This is a genomic window from Phenylobacterium koreense (genome assembly GCF_040545335.1).
Lineage (GTDB): Bacteria > Pseudomonadota > Alphaproteobacteria > Caulobacterales > Caulobacteraceae > Phenylobacterium > Phenylobacterium koreense.
Window position 1 is genome coordinate 202,783 of record NZ_JBEPLU010000001.1, and the last position, 15,686, is coordinate 218,468.

Sequence of the window (15,686 nt, forward strand, 5' to 3'; positions counted from 1 at the left end):
TCCCTGGAGGGGCCTTTTCCTTCCCTGCGCAGCGGGGAGGAAAAGATCAGGCCCAGATGCGTTCGGCGTAGGCGACGAAGTTGAGGCCGAGGACCTTATCGATGACCCGGGGCTTGTGGCCGCGGGCGGCGAGCAGGCGGGCGAGCTTGCGGAACTGGTCGGGGCCGCGCAGGTCCAGCACGAAGGGATAGGTGTCGGCGCGTTCGCCCTTGGCGGCGATGCCGGCGGCGACACGGCCGGCGTTCTCGGCGGCGAGCGCTTCCTTGTAGGCCTCCATGTCGTCGATGGCGGCCACCGACCCATCGGTGCCGATGCCGACATGGTCTTCGCCGCAGACCTTCAGGGCGTGCTCGATATGGGCCACCACGTCGTCGGCGCTGGCGTGGCCGCTGAGGTTCAGGAACGGCATGAAGTAGACGCCGACGAAGCCGCCCTTCTCGGCGACGCCGCGCAGTTCGGCGTCGGTCTTGTTGCGCGGCAGGTCGGTGACCGCCTTGCAGCCGGTGTGGTTGATCGAGATCGGGGCCTTGGAGGCGGCGATGGCGTCGAGGCAGGTCTGCTCGCCCGAGTGCGAGAGATCGACCATCAGGCGGGCGGCGTTGAGGCGCTCCACCACCTGGCGGCCGACGGGCGTGAGGCCGCGGTTCTGCGGGGCCATGGAGCCGTCGCCGAGGCTGTTGGGCAGGTTGTAGGTGAGCTGGACGATGCGGACGCCGCGACCGGCGAACTCGTCGACCCGGGCCACGTCGCCGGCGATCTGCTCGGCGTTCTGGAAGCCGTAGATCACCCCGACCTTGCCGGCCTGCTTGGCCCGGCGGATGTCGGCGGCCTGGCGCACCAGGGTCAGGTCGTCGGGATAGGCGGCCAGCAGCCTGTCCCAGGCGTCGAGGGAGGCGAGCGTGTAGGCGTAGGGCTCCTGCGGACCGGCCACATAGCCGAGGGTGATGTTGACCGCCGTAAGGCCCGACGCCCTGGCGTCGGCCACACCGCGGTCGTCGACGTCCAGCTTCAGGGTGTCGGCGGCCGGACCGGGCTTGGCGCCGATCTGCAGGTTGGGGTTGGCGAGCCCGCCCAGGGCGTTGATGACGATGGGCGTCTCGTCGGCGGCGAAGGCCGGGCGAGCCAGCGTGGCGGCGGCGCCCAGCGCCAGGGCATGACGGCGGTTGATCATTCTGCGCCCTTTCGGATGGCGATGTCGGCCTCGGGATCGAAGGCGGCGCGGGGATATTCCCGGCCGCGCTTGACGGTGAGGGTCAGGGTGCGCAGGGCCTTGATGTCCTGGGACGGGTCCTGGGCGGTGAAGACGAGATTGGCGAGCTTGCCCGGCTCGATAAGGCCGAAGTCGGCGTCCTTGCGGATCGCGAGCGCGCCGTTGCGGGTGGCCGCGACGATGGCGTCCATCGGCGAGAAGCCGGCCTTGGCGACCAGCAGCTCGAGCTCTTCGTAGAGCGCCGGGAACGCCGCCTCGGGGGCCGAGAAGCCGTCGGTGCCGGCCGAGACGATCACGCCGGCCTTGCGGGCCTGGTCGGTGAGGCGGGCGGCCAGTTCGGTGGAGCAGTAGGGCCTGGTCGGCCGGCCCTTCATGGCCTCGTAGATGCGGACCGTGGCGTCGAGGATGACGCCGTCCTGCTTCATCCTGGCGAACAGGGGGGCGATCTGCGGGTTTACGCCCCTGCCGAACTTCGCCTCATCGACCGGGGCGCGGTTGTGGTACTGGCCGGGCATCGGATCGGAGACCTGGTAGGCCAGCATGCAGACGTGACTGACCACGTCGGCGCCGGCGTCCAGCACCTCCTTCGGGCTAGCCGGGAAGACCGCAGCGTGGGCCCAGACAGGCAGGTTCTGGCGGTGGGCTTCGGCGGTGATCCGCGCCACCTCCTGGCCAGGCAGGTTGGCGTAGACCTTGATGGCTGAGGCGCCCGTGCCGGCCGCCTGCGCCACGGCCATGGTGAGGTCGGTCTCAGGGGTGACCGCACGCATCCAGGGAACCTGGCCGCCGACCGCGCCGAGCGAGGCGGCCTGGACCCGCGGGTCCTCGAAGAAGGAGGGACCGGCCATGAGGGCCGCGTAGTAGATGTCCGGTCCGGGGATCTCATGGATGCGCGAGGCGCGGGCGAGGTCGGCGATGTTGCGCAGGTCGTCGGCCATGTCGCGGGTCGAGGTGATCCCGCTGTAGAGGTCGCGCTTCATCTGCGCCTGCGCCCAGGGGCGATCGGGCGGCGTGGCCAGATGCTGGTGGCTGTCGGTCAGGCCCGGCAGCACGTACCTGCCGCTCATGTCGACGACGCGGACGTCGCCGGCGAACTTGAAGGCGATCTCGCTGTCCTTCCAGACCTTCGAGATACGCTCGCCGTCCACGAGGATGGACATGCCCGGCCTGGGGGCCGCGCCGGTCCCGTCGATCAGGGTGACGTTCTTGTAGACGGTGCGCGGCTCGGCCGCCTGGGCCGGCGTGAGGGCGAGACAGGCGGCGAGCGCGGTAAGGCAGGAACGGATGAACATCCTTCTTGCCTAGCCTGCGATCGCCCTCCCGCTCAACCCAAAGCTCCGCTTAGCGCGGAAGCTTGCTCGTCCCCATCAGGTATTCGTCCACCGCCTGGGCGCACTGACGGCCTTCGCGGATCGCCCAGACCACCAGGGACTGGCCGCGCCGCATGTCGCCGCAGGAGAAGATGTTCGCAGCGCTGGTCCGGTAGTCGGTGACCGGCGCCTTCACGTTGCCGCGCGGGTCGAGCTCGACGTTCGACTGGCCGATGAACTCGTTGTGGCGCGGGCCGACGAAGCCCATGGCCAGCAGGACGAGGTCGGCCTTGATCTGGAACTCGCTGCCGGCGACTTCCTGCAGGACCTGACGGCCGTCTTCGCCGGCCACCCACTCCATGCGGACGCACTCGATGGCCTCGACCTTGCCGTTCGAACCGACGAAACGCTTGGTCGCCACGGCGAAGTCGCGCTCGCAGCCCTCCTCGTGCGAGGACGAGGTGCGCAGCTTCAGCGGCCAGTCGGGCCAGGTCAGCAGCTTGTTCTCGCGAGCCGGCGGCTGGGGCATGATCTCGAGCTGGATGACCGAGGCCGCGCCGTGGCGGTTCGAGGTGCCGATGCAGTCCGAGCCGGTGTCGCCGCCGCCGATGACCACCACATGCTTGCCGGTGGCCGAAATGCCGCCGTTGGGGGCAGCGCGCAGTTCGTCGTCGCCGGCGTTGCGCTTGTTCTGCTGGACCAGGAATTCCATGGCGAAATGGACGCCGGCCAGCTCACGGCCGGGAACCGGCAGGTCGCGGGGATCTTCAGAGCCGCCGGCCATGACCAGCACATCGTAGTCGTCCAGCAGGCGCTGGACCGAGACCGTCTTCCCGACCTCGAAATTGGTCCGGAAGATCACGCCTTCTCCTTCCATCTGCGCGACGCGGCGGTCGATCAGATGCTTCTCCATCTTGAAGTCGGGGATGCCGTAGCGGAGCAGGCCGCCGATGCGGTCGTTCTTCTCGAACACCGTCGGGGCGTGGCCGGCGCGGGCGAGTTGCTGGGCGCAGGCCAGGCCCGCGGGGCCCGAGCCGACGACGGCGACGCGCTTGCCGGTGCCGCGCGGCGACATCTGCGGCTTGATCCAGCCTTCCTGCCAGCCGCGGTCGACGATCTCGCACTCGATCGTCTTGATGGTGACCGGGGTGTCGATGATGTTCAGGGTGCAGGACGCCTCGCACGGGGCGGGGCAGACGCGGCCGGTGAACTCAGGGAAGTTGTTGGTGGACTGGAGGTTTTCCAGCGCCGCCTTCCAGTGCTCCCGATAGACCAGGTTGTTGAAGTCCGGGATCTGGTTGTTCACCGGGCAGCCCTGGTGACAGAACGGGATCCCGCAGTCCATGCACCGCGAGGCCTGGCGCGAGACGTCCTGCGCCGGCATCGGGCGGACGAACTCCTTGTAGTTCTTCACGCGCTCCTGCGGAGCCTCGTAGGTGCGCTCCTGGCGCTCGATCTCAAGAAAGCCGGTAGGCTTACCCATAGTCTGATCCTCCCCGACTTATTCGGCCGCGACGGCCGCAGCCGCCTGGCGCTCAGCCGCCATGTCCTGCAGGGCGCGGCGGTAATCCTTGGGCATCACCTTCACGAACGAGCCGAGGGTTTCGTCCCAGTTCTCCAGGATCTCGCGGGCGCGATCGGAGCCCGTGTAGAGATGATGGCGCTCGATCAGGATACGCAGGCGTTCGGCGTCGAAGCGAAGCACGTCGCCCATGCCGTTGTTGTCCACCGACAGCGACCGCTGGCTGGGACGATAGGGCTCGTCCTCGCGGGTGGCCGGAGCCGAGGGCTCGATCTTCTCGAGATCGACCATGGCCTTGTTGCACAGGTCGGCGAAGCGGCCCTTGGGGTCGTAGACATAGGCCACGCCGCCGGACATGCCGGCCGCGAAGTTGCGGCCGGTGTCGCCCAGCACCACGACCACGCCGCCGGTCATATATTCGCAACCGTGGTCGCCCACGCCCTCGACCACCGTGACCGCACCCGAGTTGCGGACGGCGAAACGCTCGCCGGCCACGCCCTGGATATAGGCCTCGCCGGCGATAGCCCCGTAGAGCACGGTGTTGCCGGCGATGATGTTCTTGGTCGGGTCGCGGCGCGCCTCGGCCGGCTGGCGCAGGACCACGCGGCCGCCGGACAGGCCCTTGCCCACATAGTCGTTGCCGTCGCCGGTCAGCTCCAGTGTGACGCCGCGGGCGGTGAAGGCGCCGAAGCTCTGGCCCGCCTGGCCGCGGAACTTGATGGTGATGGTGTCCTCGGGCAGGCCGGCATGGCCGTAGCGCCTGGCCACCTCGCCCGAGAGCATCGCGCCGGCGGTGCGGTTGATGTTCTTGATGGCGTATTCGAGCAGGACCGGCTCGCCCTTCTCAAGCGCCGGAGCGGCGTCGGCGATGAGGGTGTTGTCCAGCGCCTTGCCCAGGCCATGGTCCTGGCGGTCCATGTTCCAGAGGCCCTTGGCGCCTTCCGGGGCGGCCGCGAACAGCAGCTTGGAAAGATCCACGCCCTCGGCCTTCCAGTGGTCGACCGCCTTACGGGCGTCGAGCCGGTCGACGCGGCCGACCATCTCGTTGATCGTGCGGAAGCCCAGAGCGGCCATGATCTCGCGCAGCTCTTCGGCGACGAAGAAGAAGTAGTTGATCACGTGCTCGGGCTGGCCGTTGAAGCGCGCCCGCAGCACCGGGTCCTGGGTCGCCACGCCCACCGGGCAGGTGTTCAGGTGACACTTGCGCATCATGATGCAGCCGGCGGCGATCAGCGGCGCGGTGGCGAAGCCGAACTCGTCGGCGCCCAGGAGGGCGGCGATGGCCACGTCACGGCCGGTGCGCAGGCCGCCGTCCGCCTGGACCGCAACGCGGGTGCGCAGGCCGTTGAGCAGCAGGGTCTGCTGGGTCTCGGCCAGGCCGATCTCCCACGGCGAACCGGCATGGACCAGCGAGGTCAGCGGCGAAGCGCCGGTGCCGCCCTCGAAGCCCGAGATGGTGATGTGGTCGGCGCGCGCCTTGGCCACGCCCGCCGCGACCGTGCCGACGCCCACTTCGGACACCAGCTTCACGGAGATGCGGGCGCGGGAGTTGACGTTCTTCAGGTCGTGGATGAGCTGGGCCAGATCCTCGATCGAATAGATGTCGTGGTGCGGTGGCGGCGAGATCAGGCCAACGCCCGGGGTCGAGTGCCGGACGCGGGCGATGTTCTTGTCGACCTTGTGGCCCGGAAGCTGACCGCCCTCGCCGGGCTTGGCGCCCTGAGCCATCTTGATCTGGATGTCGTCGGCGTTGACCAGGTACTCGGCGGTGACGCCGAAGCGGCCGGACGCCACCTGCTTGATGGCCGAGCGCATCGAGTCGCCGTTCGGCAGTGGCTTGAAACGGTCGGACTCTTCGCCGCCCTCACCGGTGTTGGACTTGCCGCCGATGCGGTTCATGGCGACCGCGAGGGTCGTGTGGGCCTCGCGGCTGATGGAGCCGAAGCTCATGGCGCCGGTGGCGAAGCGCTTGACGATCTCGCTGGCCGGCTCGACCTCGTCGATCGAAACCGGCGGCGCGGAATAGTTGAAGCGCATCAGGCCGCGGATGGTCAGCAGGCGCTCGGACTGTTCGTTGATGCCCTCGGCGAAGGCGCGATAGTCGTCCGAACGGCCGCCGCGGACCGCGTGCTGCAGCTTGGAGACCGTCTCCGGCGTCCAGGCGTGCTGCTCGCCGCGCAGGCGGAAGGCGTACTGGCCGCCGACGTCCAGCATGTTGGCGTAGATCGGATTGTCGCCATAGGCGTCGCGGTGACGGCGCACCGACTCCTCGGCGATCTGGGTCAGGCCGATGCCTTCGATGGTGGTCGCAGTGCCGGTGAAGAACTTCTCGATCAGCTCGGACGACAGGCCGACAGCGTCGAAGATCTGGGCGCCGCAATAGGACTGGTAGGTCGAGATGCCCATCTTGGACATGACCTTCAGGACGCCCTTGCCGATGGCCTTGATGTAGTTCTTGCGGACCTCATAGGCCGAGAGCTCGACGCCCTGGCGGACGCGGATGTTCTCCAGGGTCTCGAAGGCGAGATACGGGTTCACCGCCTCGGCGCCGTAGCCGGCCAGGACGCAGAAGTGGTGCACTTCGCGCGCTTCGCCGGTCTCGATGACGAGGCCGGTCTGCATGCGCAGGCCCTGACGGATCAGGTGGTGGTGGACCGCGGCCGTGGCCAGGGCGGCCGGGATCGGGATGCGGTCGGAACCGACGCGGCGATCCGACAGGATCAGGATGTTCTTGTCGGCCAGGACGTGCTCGGTCGCCTCGCGGCAGATGCGGTCGATGGCGCGCTCAAGGCCCGCAGCGCCCTCCTCGGCCGCCCAGGTGACGTCGATGGTGGCGGTGCGGAAGGAGCCGTCCAGCAGTTCGCTGATCGAGCGGATCTTCGCCAGGTCCTCGTTGGTGAGGATCGGCTGGGAGACTTCCAGGCGCTTGTGGGTGCCGGCGTGACGGCCGAGCAGGTTCGGACGCGGGCCGATCATCGAGACCAGGCTCATGACCAGCTCTTCGCGGATCGGGTCGATCGGCGGGTTGGTGACCTGGGCGAAGTTCTGCTTGAAGTACTCGTAGAGCAGCTTCGAGCGCTTGGAGAGCACGGCGATCGGGAAATCGGCGCCCATGGAGCCGATCGGGTCTTCGCCGGTCCGCGCCATCGGCTCGAGGAAGAACTGCTCGTCCTCCTGGGTGTAGCCGAAGGCCTGCTGGCGATCGAGAAGCTGGTCGGCGTCGGTGGCCTGGGCTTCGCTGTAGGCGATCTCCGGCAGTTCCTCGAGCTTGAACTGGGTCTCGGCCAGCCACTCGGCGTAGGGCTCGGCCCCGGCGAGGGTGCGCTTGATCTCCTCGTCCTCGATGATCCGGCCTTCCTCCATGTCGATGAGGAGCATCTTGCCGGGCTGCAGGCGCCACTTGCGGACGATGCGCTCTTCCGGAACGGTCAGGACGCCGACCTCGGAGGCCATGATCACATGGTCCTGGTCGGTGATGATGAAGCGGGCCGGGCGCAGGCCGTTGCGGTCGAGGGTCGCGCCGATCTGGCGGCCGTCGGTGAAGGCCACGGCGGCCGGACCGTCCCACGGCTCCATCAGGGCGGCGTGGTACTCGTAGAAAGCCTTGCGCTTGGCGTCCATGAGCGGGTTGCCGGCCCAGGCTTCCGGGATCAGCATCATCACCGCGTGGGCCAGCGGATAGCCGCCGGCGACCAGCAACTCGAGCGCGTTGTCGAGGCAGGCGGTGTCGGACTGGCCGTGCGGAATCAGCGGCCACATCTTGTTGAGGTCGGGCCCCAGCAGGTCGCTTTCCAGGGTGCGCCGGCGAGCGTTCATCCAGTTCACGTTGCCGCGGACGGTGTTGATCTCGCCGTTGTGGGCGATGAACCGGTAGGGGTGGGCCAGCTTCCAGGACGGGAAGGTGTTGGTCGAGAAGCGCTGGTGGACCAGGGCCAGGGCCGATTCCGTGATCGGGTTGGCGAGGTCCTCGTAGAAGGTCCCCACCTGGTCGGCGAGCAGCAGGCCCTTATAGACCACCGTCCGGGTCGAGAAGGACGGCATGTAGAGGTTGGCGATGCTGGGCAGGCCATGCTTGGCCGCCAGCTCGGCCAGCGGGTTCTGGGTCTGCTTGCGGACCGCCAGCAGCTTGCGCTCGTGAGCGTCCTGGCTGCGGATGTTGGGGCCGCGGCCGACGATGGCCTGGCGGATCACCGGCATCTCGGCGAGCACCGCCTCGCCCAGGCCGTTGGTGTTCACCGGCACGTCGCGCCAGCCGATGAGCGGCTGGTGCTCGACCTTCAGGAAGTGCTCGAACTGGCTGACGGTGATCTGGCGAGCGGCCTCGTCACGCGGCAGGAAACACATGGCGACCGCATATTCGCCGGCCGGGGGCAGATCGAGCCCTTCCTTGCCGGCCCAGTCGCGCAGCAGGGCGTCCGGAATCTGAATCAGAATCCCGGCGCCGTCGCCCACCAACGGGTCGGCGCCGACTGCGCCGCGGTGATCGAGGTTGATGAGAATCTCGAGACCAGCAGCCACGACTTCGTGCGATTTGCGGCCTTTGATATTGGCCACGAAACCTACACCGCACGCATCATGTTCGTTGCGCGGGTCGTAAAGACCTTGCCGTCCCGGAGCTCCCATCGGGATACCTCGCTCTCAACTAGCGGGCGCACATAAGATCGGCTTTCAACACCGATGTCGCACCCAAATCGGCGCGCATTTACTCGGCAAGATCATCCCTTGTCGATGGGCCACAAGGCTTGAAAACGAAAAGTTTTTCTAAGACGCGACATCTAGTAGCGATTTCTCGGCGTCTCGCGCGACTTTACAGCCTGTAAGGATCATTGCAGTCGCCAGTTCGGCACGCATCGTGCCCAACATCTTGGAGATCATGGGCTGGCCGCCGGCCCCCAGCGCATAGGCCCAGGCGCGGCCGACGAAACAGGCCTTCGCGCCAAGGCTGAGCGCCTTCAGCACGTCGAGGCCGGAGCGCACGCCGCCGTCAAGGAACACCTCAAGGTCGCCGCCTACCGCATCGACCACCGCCGGAAGGGCGGAAACCGAGGAACGCACGCCGTCGAGCTGGCGCCCGCCGTGGTTGGAGACCACCACGCCTTGCGCCCCGGCCTTGACCGCGTCGCGCGCGTCTTCGGGATCGAGCACGCCCTTGATGACGATCGGACCGTCCCAGACCTGGCGCACGAAGTCGAGGTCGGCCCAGGTGACGGAACGGTCGAAGTTCCTGGCGATCCAGCTCAGGAAGTCGGTGACGCTGCGGCCCTGGGGAATCGCGCCGCTGACCGAGCCGAGGGTGTGCGGCCGACCGTTCAGCCAGACGTCCCAGGTCCATTCCGGATGGCTGATCCCCTGCCAGGCGGTGTTGAGCGCGCCCGAGACGCCACTGGAGCCGGTGAAGCCCGAGCGGACGTCGCGATAGCGGGCGCCGGGAATCGGCAGGTCGACGGTGAAGACCAGCACCGGGCAGCCGGCGTCCTTGGCCCTGGCCAGCAGCTCGCGCATGTAGCCGCGGTCCTTGAGCATGTAGAGCTGGAACCAGGGCGGCGTTCCGGCGGCCGCCACCTCCTCGATCGAGCAGACCCCGACCGTGGAGAGGCAGAAGGGCACGCCGGCCTCGGCGGCGGCCTTGGCGGCCTGAACCTCACCGCGGCGGCCGTACATGCCGGCCATCCCGACCGGCGCCAGACCCAGCGGCATGGTCATCTTCTGGCCGAAGACCTCGACCGACATGTCGAGGGAGGTCATGTCGCGCATCACACGCTGGCGCAGGGCCAAGGCCTCAAGGTCGGAGACGTTGCGGCCGAGGGTCACCTCCGCATAGGAGCCGCCGTCGATGTATTCGAAGAACATCTTCGGCAGCCTGCGCCGCGCAAGCTCGCGATAATCGTTGACCGATGCCGGTTTCACCCCGCCCTCCTCCTTGGCCTTTGAGGCTATTGGTAGCGGCGGCGCGCCACCTCGGCTAGGCAAGGCGCATGAGAGAGCTTCGTCCCTGGATGGCGGCGGCGGCCGTCGTAGGTTTCCTGGCCGTCGGCTTCGGCGCCTTCGCTGCGCACGGGATCACCGACCCCAAGGCCAAGGAGTGGATGCACACCGGCGCCAACTACGCCATCGTGCACGGGCTGGGCGTCTTCGCGGCGGCCTTCGCCGTGAGCCAGGGCGCGCGCGGGGCGCGGCTGGTCCCTCCCCTGTTCCTGGCGGGCGTGGCGATCTTTTCCGGCTCCCTGTTCGCCATGGCGCTGGGCGGCCCGCGCTGGCTGGGCGCGATCACCCCGATCGGCGGGACGCTGTTCCTGGTCGGCTGGGCGGCGCTGGCGGTGGCGCTGATGCGGAAGAGCCGGTTCTGATCGCGCCTTAAGGCGCGGCTTGCCTTCCCTGCGAGGCAACCTGTCAGAGTGACCTTCCAACCAGGAGGACGCTCGATGTCTCAGGCTCTCGAACGCCAGATGCCGCCGGTCAAGCACGCCCAGGTGAACGGGATCGACATGGCCTATTACGAGGTCGGTCCGCGGGGCGAAGGCGCGCCGATCATCTTCTGCCACGGCTTCCCGGAACTGGCGTTCTCTTGGCGCCACCAGCTCAAGGCCTGCGAGGCGGCCGGGCGCTGGGCGATCGCGCCGGACCAGCGGGGCTATGGCCTGACTTCGCGGCCGGAGGCGATCGCCGACTACGACATGGAGCACCTGACCGGCGACATGGTCGGGCTGCTGGACCATCTGGGTGTCGAGAAGGCGATCTTCTGCGGCCACGACTGGGGCGGGATCGTCGTCTGGCAGATGCCGCTGATGCATCCAGGCCGCGTGGCCGGGGTGATCGGCCTAAACACGCCCTTCCTGCGCCGCGCCCCGCTCGACCCGATCGAAGGCATGCGCCATGCCTTCGGCGAGGACATGTACATCGTCTGGTTCCAGAAGCCGGGGGTGGCCGACGCGACCCTGGCGAAGGATGCGGACAAGACCATGCGCTTCTTCATGCGCAAGCCCGCGGCCATCACCGCAGAGGCGACGGCCTCGGCCGCGGCCACAGGATCGACCTTCGCCTTCGGCCAGGCGCTGGAGGCCTGGGACAAGCGCGACACCGCCAACCAACTGCTGTCGCCGGACGAGCTGGCGGCCTTCGTCGAGACCTTCGAGGCGACCGGGTTCACTGGCGGGATCAACTGGTATCGGAACTTCAGCCGCAACTGGGAGCGGTCGGCGAACCTGCCGACGCGGATCGACGGCATCCCCTGCCTGATGATCATGGCCGAGAAGGACGTGGTGCTGTCGCCGGCCATGGCCGATGGGATGGAGGACGTCGTCGCCGACCTGGAAAAGAAGCTGATCAAGGATTCCGGCCACTGGACGCAGCAGGAGAAGCCGCAGGAGGTCAATCACCTCATCCTTGACTGGATGGACCGCCGCTTCCCGAAGTAGACTCGCCAGCGATGGAACAGAACGCCCCGCCGATCCACGTGTCGACCACCGCCCATCGCAGGGGCCTGTTTCCCGACAATGAGCCCTTCACCTATGGCTGGCTGCCGACCGGCGGACCGCACGAGATCTTCTACGAGGAGTGCGGGAACCCGAAGGGCAAGCCCTGCGTGATCCTGCACGGCGGCCCGGGCGGGGCGATCAACCCGACCATGCGCCGGTTCTTCAACCCCGCGAAATGGCGGATGGCGCTGTTCGACCAGCGCGGCTGCGGCAAGTCGCGGCCGAACGCCAGCCTGGACGACAACACCACCTGGTCGCTGATCGAGGACATCGAGCGGCTGCGGGTCCATCTGGGCGTCGAGAAATGGACGGTGTTCGGCGGGTCCTGGGGGTCCACCCTGGCGCTGGCCTACGCCATCACCCACCCGGAGCGAGTCGAGGCCCTGGTGCTGCGGGGGATATTCCTGCTGACCCAGAGGGAGCTGCGCTGGTTCTATCAGGAAGGCGCCTCGATGCTGTTCCCCGACGCCTGGGAGCGGTTCTGCGCGCCGATCCCGGAGGCCGAGCGCGGGGACATGATGGCCGCGTTCCACAAGCGGCTGACCCATCCGGACCGCCGGGTCCAGGCCGAGGCCGCAAGCGCCTGGAGCCAGTGGGAAGGCGACACCATCTCCATCCGCGGACCGGCGGCGCGCCCCTCGAAGTTCAACGAGGTGGACTTCGCCATCGCCTTCGCGCGGATCGAGTGCCACTTCTTCGTCAATGGCGGCTTCTTCGGCGAGGACGGCTGGATCCTGAAGAACATCGAGAAGATCCGGAAGATTCCTGGCTGGATCGTTCAGGGCCGCTTCGACGTAGTGACCCCGCTGGACAGCGCCTGGGCGCTGAAGCGGGCCTGGCCGGAGGTGGACTTCAACATCGTCTGGGACGCCGGCCACGCCTCGACCGAGCCGGGCGTGGTGGACGGCCTGGTGCGGGCGACCGACGCGGCGCTGAAACTGTAGGTCAGAATCGAGTTCACCCCCTCCTGGGCGCCCCTCAGTCGGCCGTTCGGCCGACAGCTCCCCGATGGAGGAGCCTCTTGGGCCTACATGAACGCGCCCTTGCCGCTGGTGACTTCGGAGTAGCGGTGGACGCGGACGGCCTGGACGAGGCCAAAGCCGATCATGACCGTCAGCATGACGGTGCCGCCGTAGGAGAGCAGCGGCATGGGGACGCCGACGACCGGCGCGAGACCCATGACCATGCCGCCGTTGATCAACACATAGAGGGCGAAGGTGGCGGTGGTCCCGGCGGCCGAGAGGCGGCCGAAGTGCGAGTGGGCCAGGGCCGAGGTGCGCAGGGCCATGAAGATCACCGCGCCGTAGAGGAAAAGGATCGAGAAGCAGCCCAGGAAGCCGAACTCCTCGGCCAGGGTCGCGAAGATGAAGTCGGTCTGCTTTTCGGGCAGGAAGTTGAGCTGGCTCTGGGAGCCGAGGCCGTAGCCCTTGCCGAAGAAGCCGCCCGAGCCCAGGGCGATCTTGGACTGGAGGATGTGATAGCCCGAGCCGGAGGGGTCGCTCTCCGGGTCGAGGAAGGTGAGCACGCGCTTTCGCTGGTAGTCGTGCAGCACGAACATCACCACCGGCGGGATGGCGACGACGAAGGCGGCCAGCCCTGCGAAGATGACCCGCCAGGAAAGCCCGGCGAGCACGACGATGGCGGCGCCGGTCATGGCGATCAGCATGGCGGTGCCGAGATCCGGCTGGTGCATGACCAGGATGACGGGCGCGCCGATCATGGCCGCGGGGATCAGGAGCCACCAGGAGAGACGTGCCCGGTCGGCCGATATGCCGTGATAGAACCGCGCCAGGGCCAGCACGATGCCCAGCTTCATGATCTCCGACGGCTGGAAGCTGAACGGGCCGAGCGCCAACCAGCGCTGCGCGCCCATGCGCACGTCGCCCACCGCCTCGACCGCCACCAGCAGCAAGAGGCCTATGCCGTAGATCGGATAGGCCATGGCGAACCAGACCCGCAGGTCGATCATCGCCAGACCGATCATCAGCGCGAGGCACAGGCCGAAGCGGATGAGGTGCTTGGCCGCCCACGGCTCCCATGAGGAACCGGCGATGGAGAACATCATCAGGGCCCCCGCCCCGGCGATGAGGCAGAGGACGAGGGCGAACAGCCAATCGACCTCGGACAGCTTGACGACGAGGCGGTCGCGCTCGCCGGGACGGGTCAGGGCGCTGACGGTCATGTCGGGCCTCCGGCGGCGGTCGAGCCAGGAGCTGCGGCCACGTCGATGGGATCGTCCGGAACGCCGCCCTCGGTCTCGGTCTCCGGCGGCAACTCGGGCATGGGAAGCGGCTGCTCGATCCGGGAACGCAGCTCGGGGTCCTTCAGCAGGGCCACGCGCATGATCTCGCGCGCCTTGGGCGCGGCGTTCACCGCGCCGCCGAGGCCGTGCTGGACGATCACCGACATGGCGTAGCGCGGCGAGTCGATGGGCGCGAAGCAGATGAAGAGGCCGTGGTCTCGATAGCGCCAGGGCATGCCGACACCTCCGCGCGGCCCGCCCTTGGCGTAGGAGCGCACCTGGGCGGTGCCGGTCTTGCCGGCCATCAGGATGTCGCCGAGGCCGAGCTGGCTGGCGCGATAGCCGGTGCCCCCCGCCTCGGTCACCGCGGCCATGCCCTCACGGACGTATTGGATGTGCTCGGCGGCGAAGGGCAGGTCCGGCACGGCCGCGCCGGACTTAAGCTCCTTGCCCCCGATGGCGCGGATGAGGCGCGGATTGAGCGCCTTCCGGCCGTTGGCCAGGCGCGCGGCCATGACCGCGAGCTGCAGGGCGTTCACGGTCAGCATCCCCTGCCCGATCCCGTAGCTGAGGGATTCGCCGGGGTGCCACTTGGGATCGCGCGGGCGGTGCTTGCGGACCCATTCAGTGGAGGGCACGACGCCCTTCTTCTGGCCCGGAATGCCGATGTCGAAGGTCTGGCCGAGGCCGAACGCTTCGGCCGCCCTGGCGATGCGATCGGGGCCGATCCGCGCGGCGACGGTGTAGAAATAGACGTCGCAGGAGTTCTTGAGGGCGTCGCGCATGGTCTGCATGCCGTGCCCGCCGCGCTTGTGGCAGTGGAAGTAGCGGTTGCCGAAGTACATGCCGCCCGAGCAGCCGATGCGGACCTCTGGATCGACGCCCGCCTCGAGCGCGGCCATGGCGGTCATGGTCTTGAAGGTCGAGCCCGGCGGATAGGTGCCGGTGATCGCCTTGTCGAGCAGCGGCCGGCGCTCGTAGTTGGCCAGGGCGCGGTATTCCGAGCCGGTCATGCCGCGGACGAAGCGGTTGGCGTCGAAGGACGGCGCCGAGGACATGCAGAGGACGTCGCCGGTCCGGCAGTCCAGCATCACCGCCGCGCCGCTTTCGTCGCCGAACACCTCCAGGGCGCGGTTCTGGACATCGACGTCGAGGGAGAGCTGGATGGTCTTGCCGGCGGTGGCGGCGATGTCGCCGGCCTCGTCGCGGCTGACCTCGCGGCCGTTGGCGTCCACCTCCACCTTGCGGGCGCCGGGCTTGCCGCGCAGGTCGAGGTCGAAGGCCTTCTCCACCCCCTGGCGGCCGATGCGGAAGCCCGGGTGGAGGAGGATGGGATCGGAGTTCGGGCCGGTCGGGGTCAGGTCCTCCTGATTGACCTTGGCCACGTAGCCGATGACGTGGGCGAAGGCTCCGCCGTAGGGATAGACCCGCACCTCGCCCATGTCGGCGGTGACGCCGGGCAATTCCGGCGCGCGGATGTTGATGGCGGAAAACTCCTCCCAGGTCATGTCCTCGGCCACCGAGACCGGGACGCGCTTGGGGGTCTGCTTGATGTCCTTGACCAGCCGGGCCTGGCGCGCCTCGTCCAGAGGGACGAAGTTGGCCAGGGTCTTCAGGGTGGCCGCCGTGTCGATGTCTTCGTCGCGGGAGACCAGCAGGCGGAAGTTCGGGCGGTTCGACGCCAGGATCGCGCCGTTGCGGTCGACGATCAGGCCACGCGGCGGCGGCACCAGTCGGAAGTTGAACTGGTTCGAGGCCGACATCTTCTCATAGCGCTGGGTCTCGATGATCTGCAGGTGCGCCAGGCGTGCGCCCAGCGCCGCAAGGCCCAGGCCCGCGATGCCGCCCATGAGGAACATGCGGCGGTGGAACACCCCCTGCCGCTCGTTGACCTCGGAAAAGAAAATTGAGGGCTCTGCCATCCCCT

10 protein-coding genes are annotated in these 15,686 nt (G+C 68.2%); 3 read left to right on the forward strand and 7 right to left on the reverse strand.

Annotated elements, in window-relative coordinates:
* Positions 1 to 46 precede the first annotated feature (46 nt).
* From ABID41_RS01050 to ABID41_RS01070, 5 genes are all read right to left on the reverse strand, one after another.
* Positions 47 to 1,171, reverse strand: a complete 1,125-nt coding sequence (locus tag ABID41_RS01050) for a dipeptidase (protein ID WP_331930777.1) — start codon at positions 1,169 to 1,171, stop codon at positions 47 to 49.
* Positions 1,168 to 2,502, reverse strand: a complete 1,335-nt coding sequence (locus tag ABID41_RS01055; RefSeq protein ID WP_331930779.1) for an amidohydrolase family protein — start codon at positions 2,500 to 2,502, stop codon at positions 1,168 to 1,170. The genes ABID41_RS01050 and ABID41_RS01055 overlap by 4 nt, the downstream gene beginning before the upstream one ends.
* 49 nt (positions 2,503 to 2,551) lie before the next feature.
* On the reverse strand, positions 2,552 to 4,003 hold the full coding sequence (locus ABID41_RS01060; protein ID WP_331930781.1) for a glutamate synthase subunit beta: 1,452 nt from the start codon (positions 4,001 to 4,003) through the stop codon (positions 2,552 to 2,554).
* Between the two features lie 18 nt (positions 4,004 to 4,021).
* A complete protein-coding gene (gene gltB, locus ABID41_RS01065) occupies positions 4,022 to 8,665 on the reverse strand; it encodes a glutamate synthase large subunit (protein ID WP_331930783.1) in 4,644 nt (1,547 codons plus the stop codon).
* A 138-nt stretch (positions 8,666 to 8,803) separates the two neighbouring features.
* The gene (locus ABID41_RS01070; RefSeq protein WP_331930785.1) at positions 8,804 to 9,949 is read right to left on the reverse strand and encodes an L-lactate dehydrogenase; all 1,146 of its coding nucleotides are present in this window, start codon (positions 9,947 to 9,949) and stop codon (positions 8,804 to 8,806) included.
* Between the two features lie 68 nt (positions 9,950 to 10,017).
* Between ABID41_RS01070 and ABID41_RS01075 the strand changes: the two genes are divergently transcribed.
* From ABID41_RS01075 to pip, 3 genes are all read left to right on the forward strand, one after another.
* Entirely contained in the window at positions 10,018 to 10,389 is a 372-nt protein-coding gene (locus ABID41_RS01075; protein ID WP_331930787.1) for a DUF423 domain-containing protein, read from the forward strand.
* A gap of 75 nt (positions 10,390 to 10,464) precedes the next feature.
* Positions 10,465 to 11,457 (forward strand): alpha/beta fold hydrolase, encoded by a 993-nt coding sequence (locus ABID41_RS01080; protein WP_331930789.1) that lies wholly within the window; start codon positions 10,465 to 10,467, stop codon positions 11,455 to 11,457.
* Positions 11,458 to 11,468: 11 nt separating this feature from the next.
* The gene (pip, locus tag ABID41_RS01085; RefSeq protein WP_331930791.1) at positions 11,469 to 12,461 is read left to right on the forward strand and encodes a prolyl aminopeptidase; all 993 of its coding nucleotides are present in this window, start codon (positions 11,469 to 11,471) and stop codon (positions 12,459 to 12,461) included.
* 83 nt (positions 12,462 to 12,544) lie between these two features.
* Here the strand turns inward: pip and rodA are convergent, their stop codons facing one another.
* Positions 12,545 to 13,699, reverse strand: a complete 1,155-nt coding sequence (gene rodA / locus ABID41_RS01090; RefSeq protein WP_331930793.1) for a rod shape-determining protein RodA — start codon at positions 13,697 to 13,699, stop codon at positions 12,545 to 12,547.
* The gene (mrdA, locus tag ABID41_RS01095; protein WP_331930795.1) at positions 13,696 to 15,681 is read right to left on the reverse strand and encodes a penicillin-binding protein 2; all 1,986 of its coding nucleotides are present in this window, start codon (positions 15,679 to 15,681) and stop codon (positions 13,696 to 13,698) included. Before mrdA ends, rodA begins: the two co-directional genes overlap by 4 nt.
* Positions 15,682 to 15,686 lie beyond the last annotated feature (5 nt).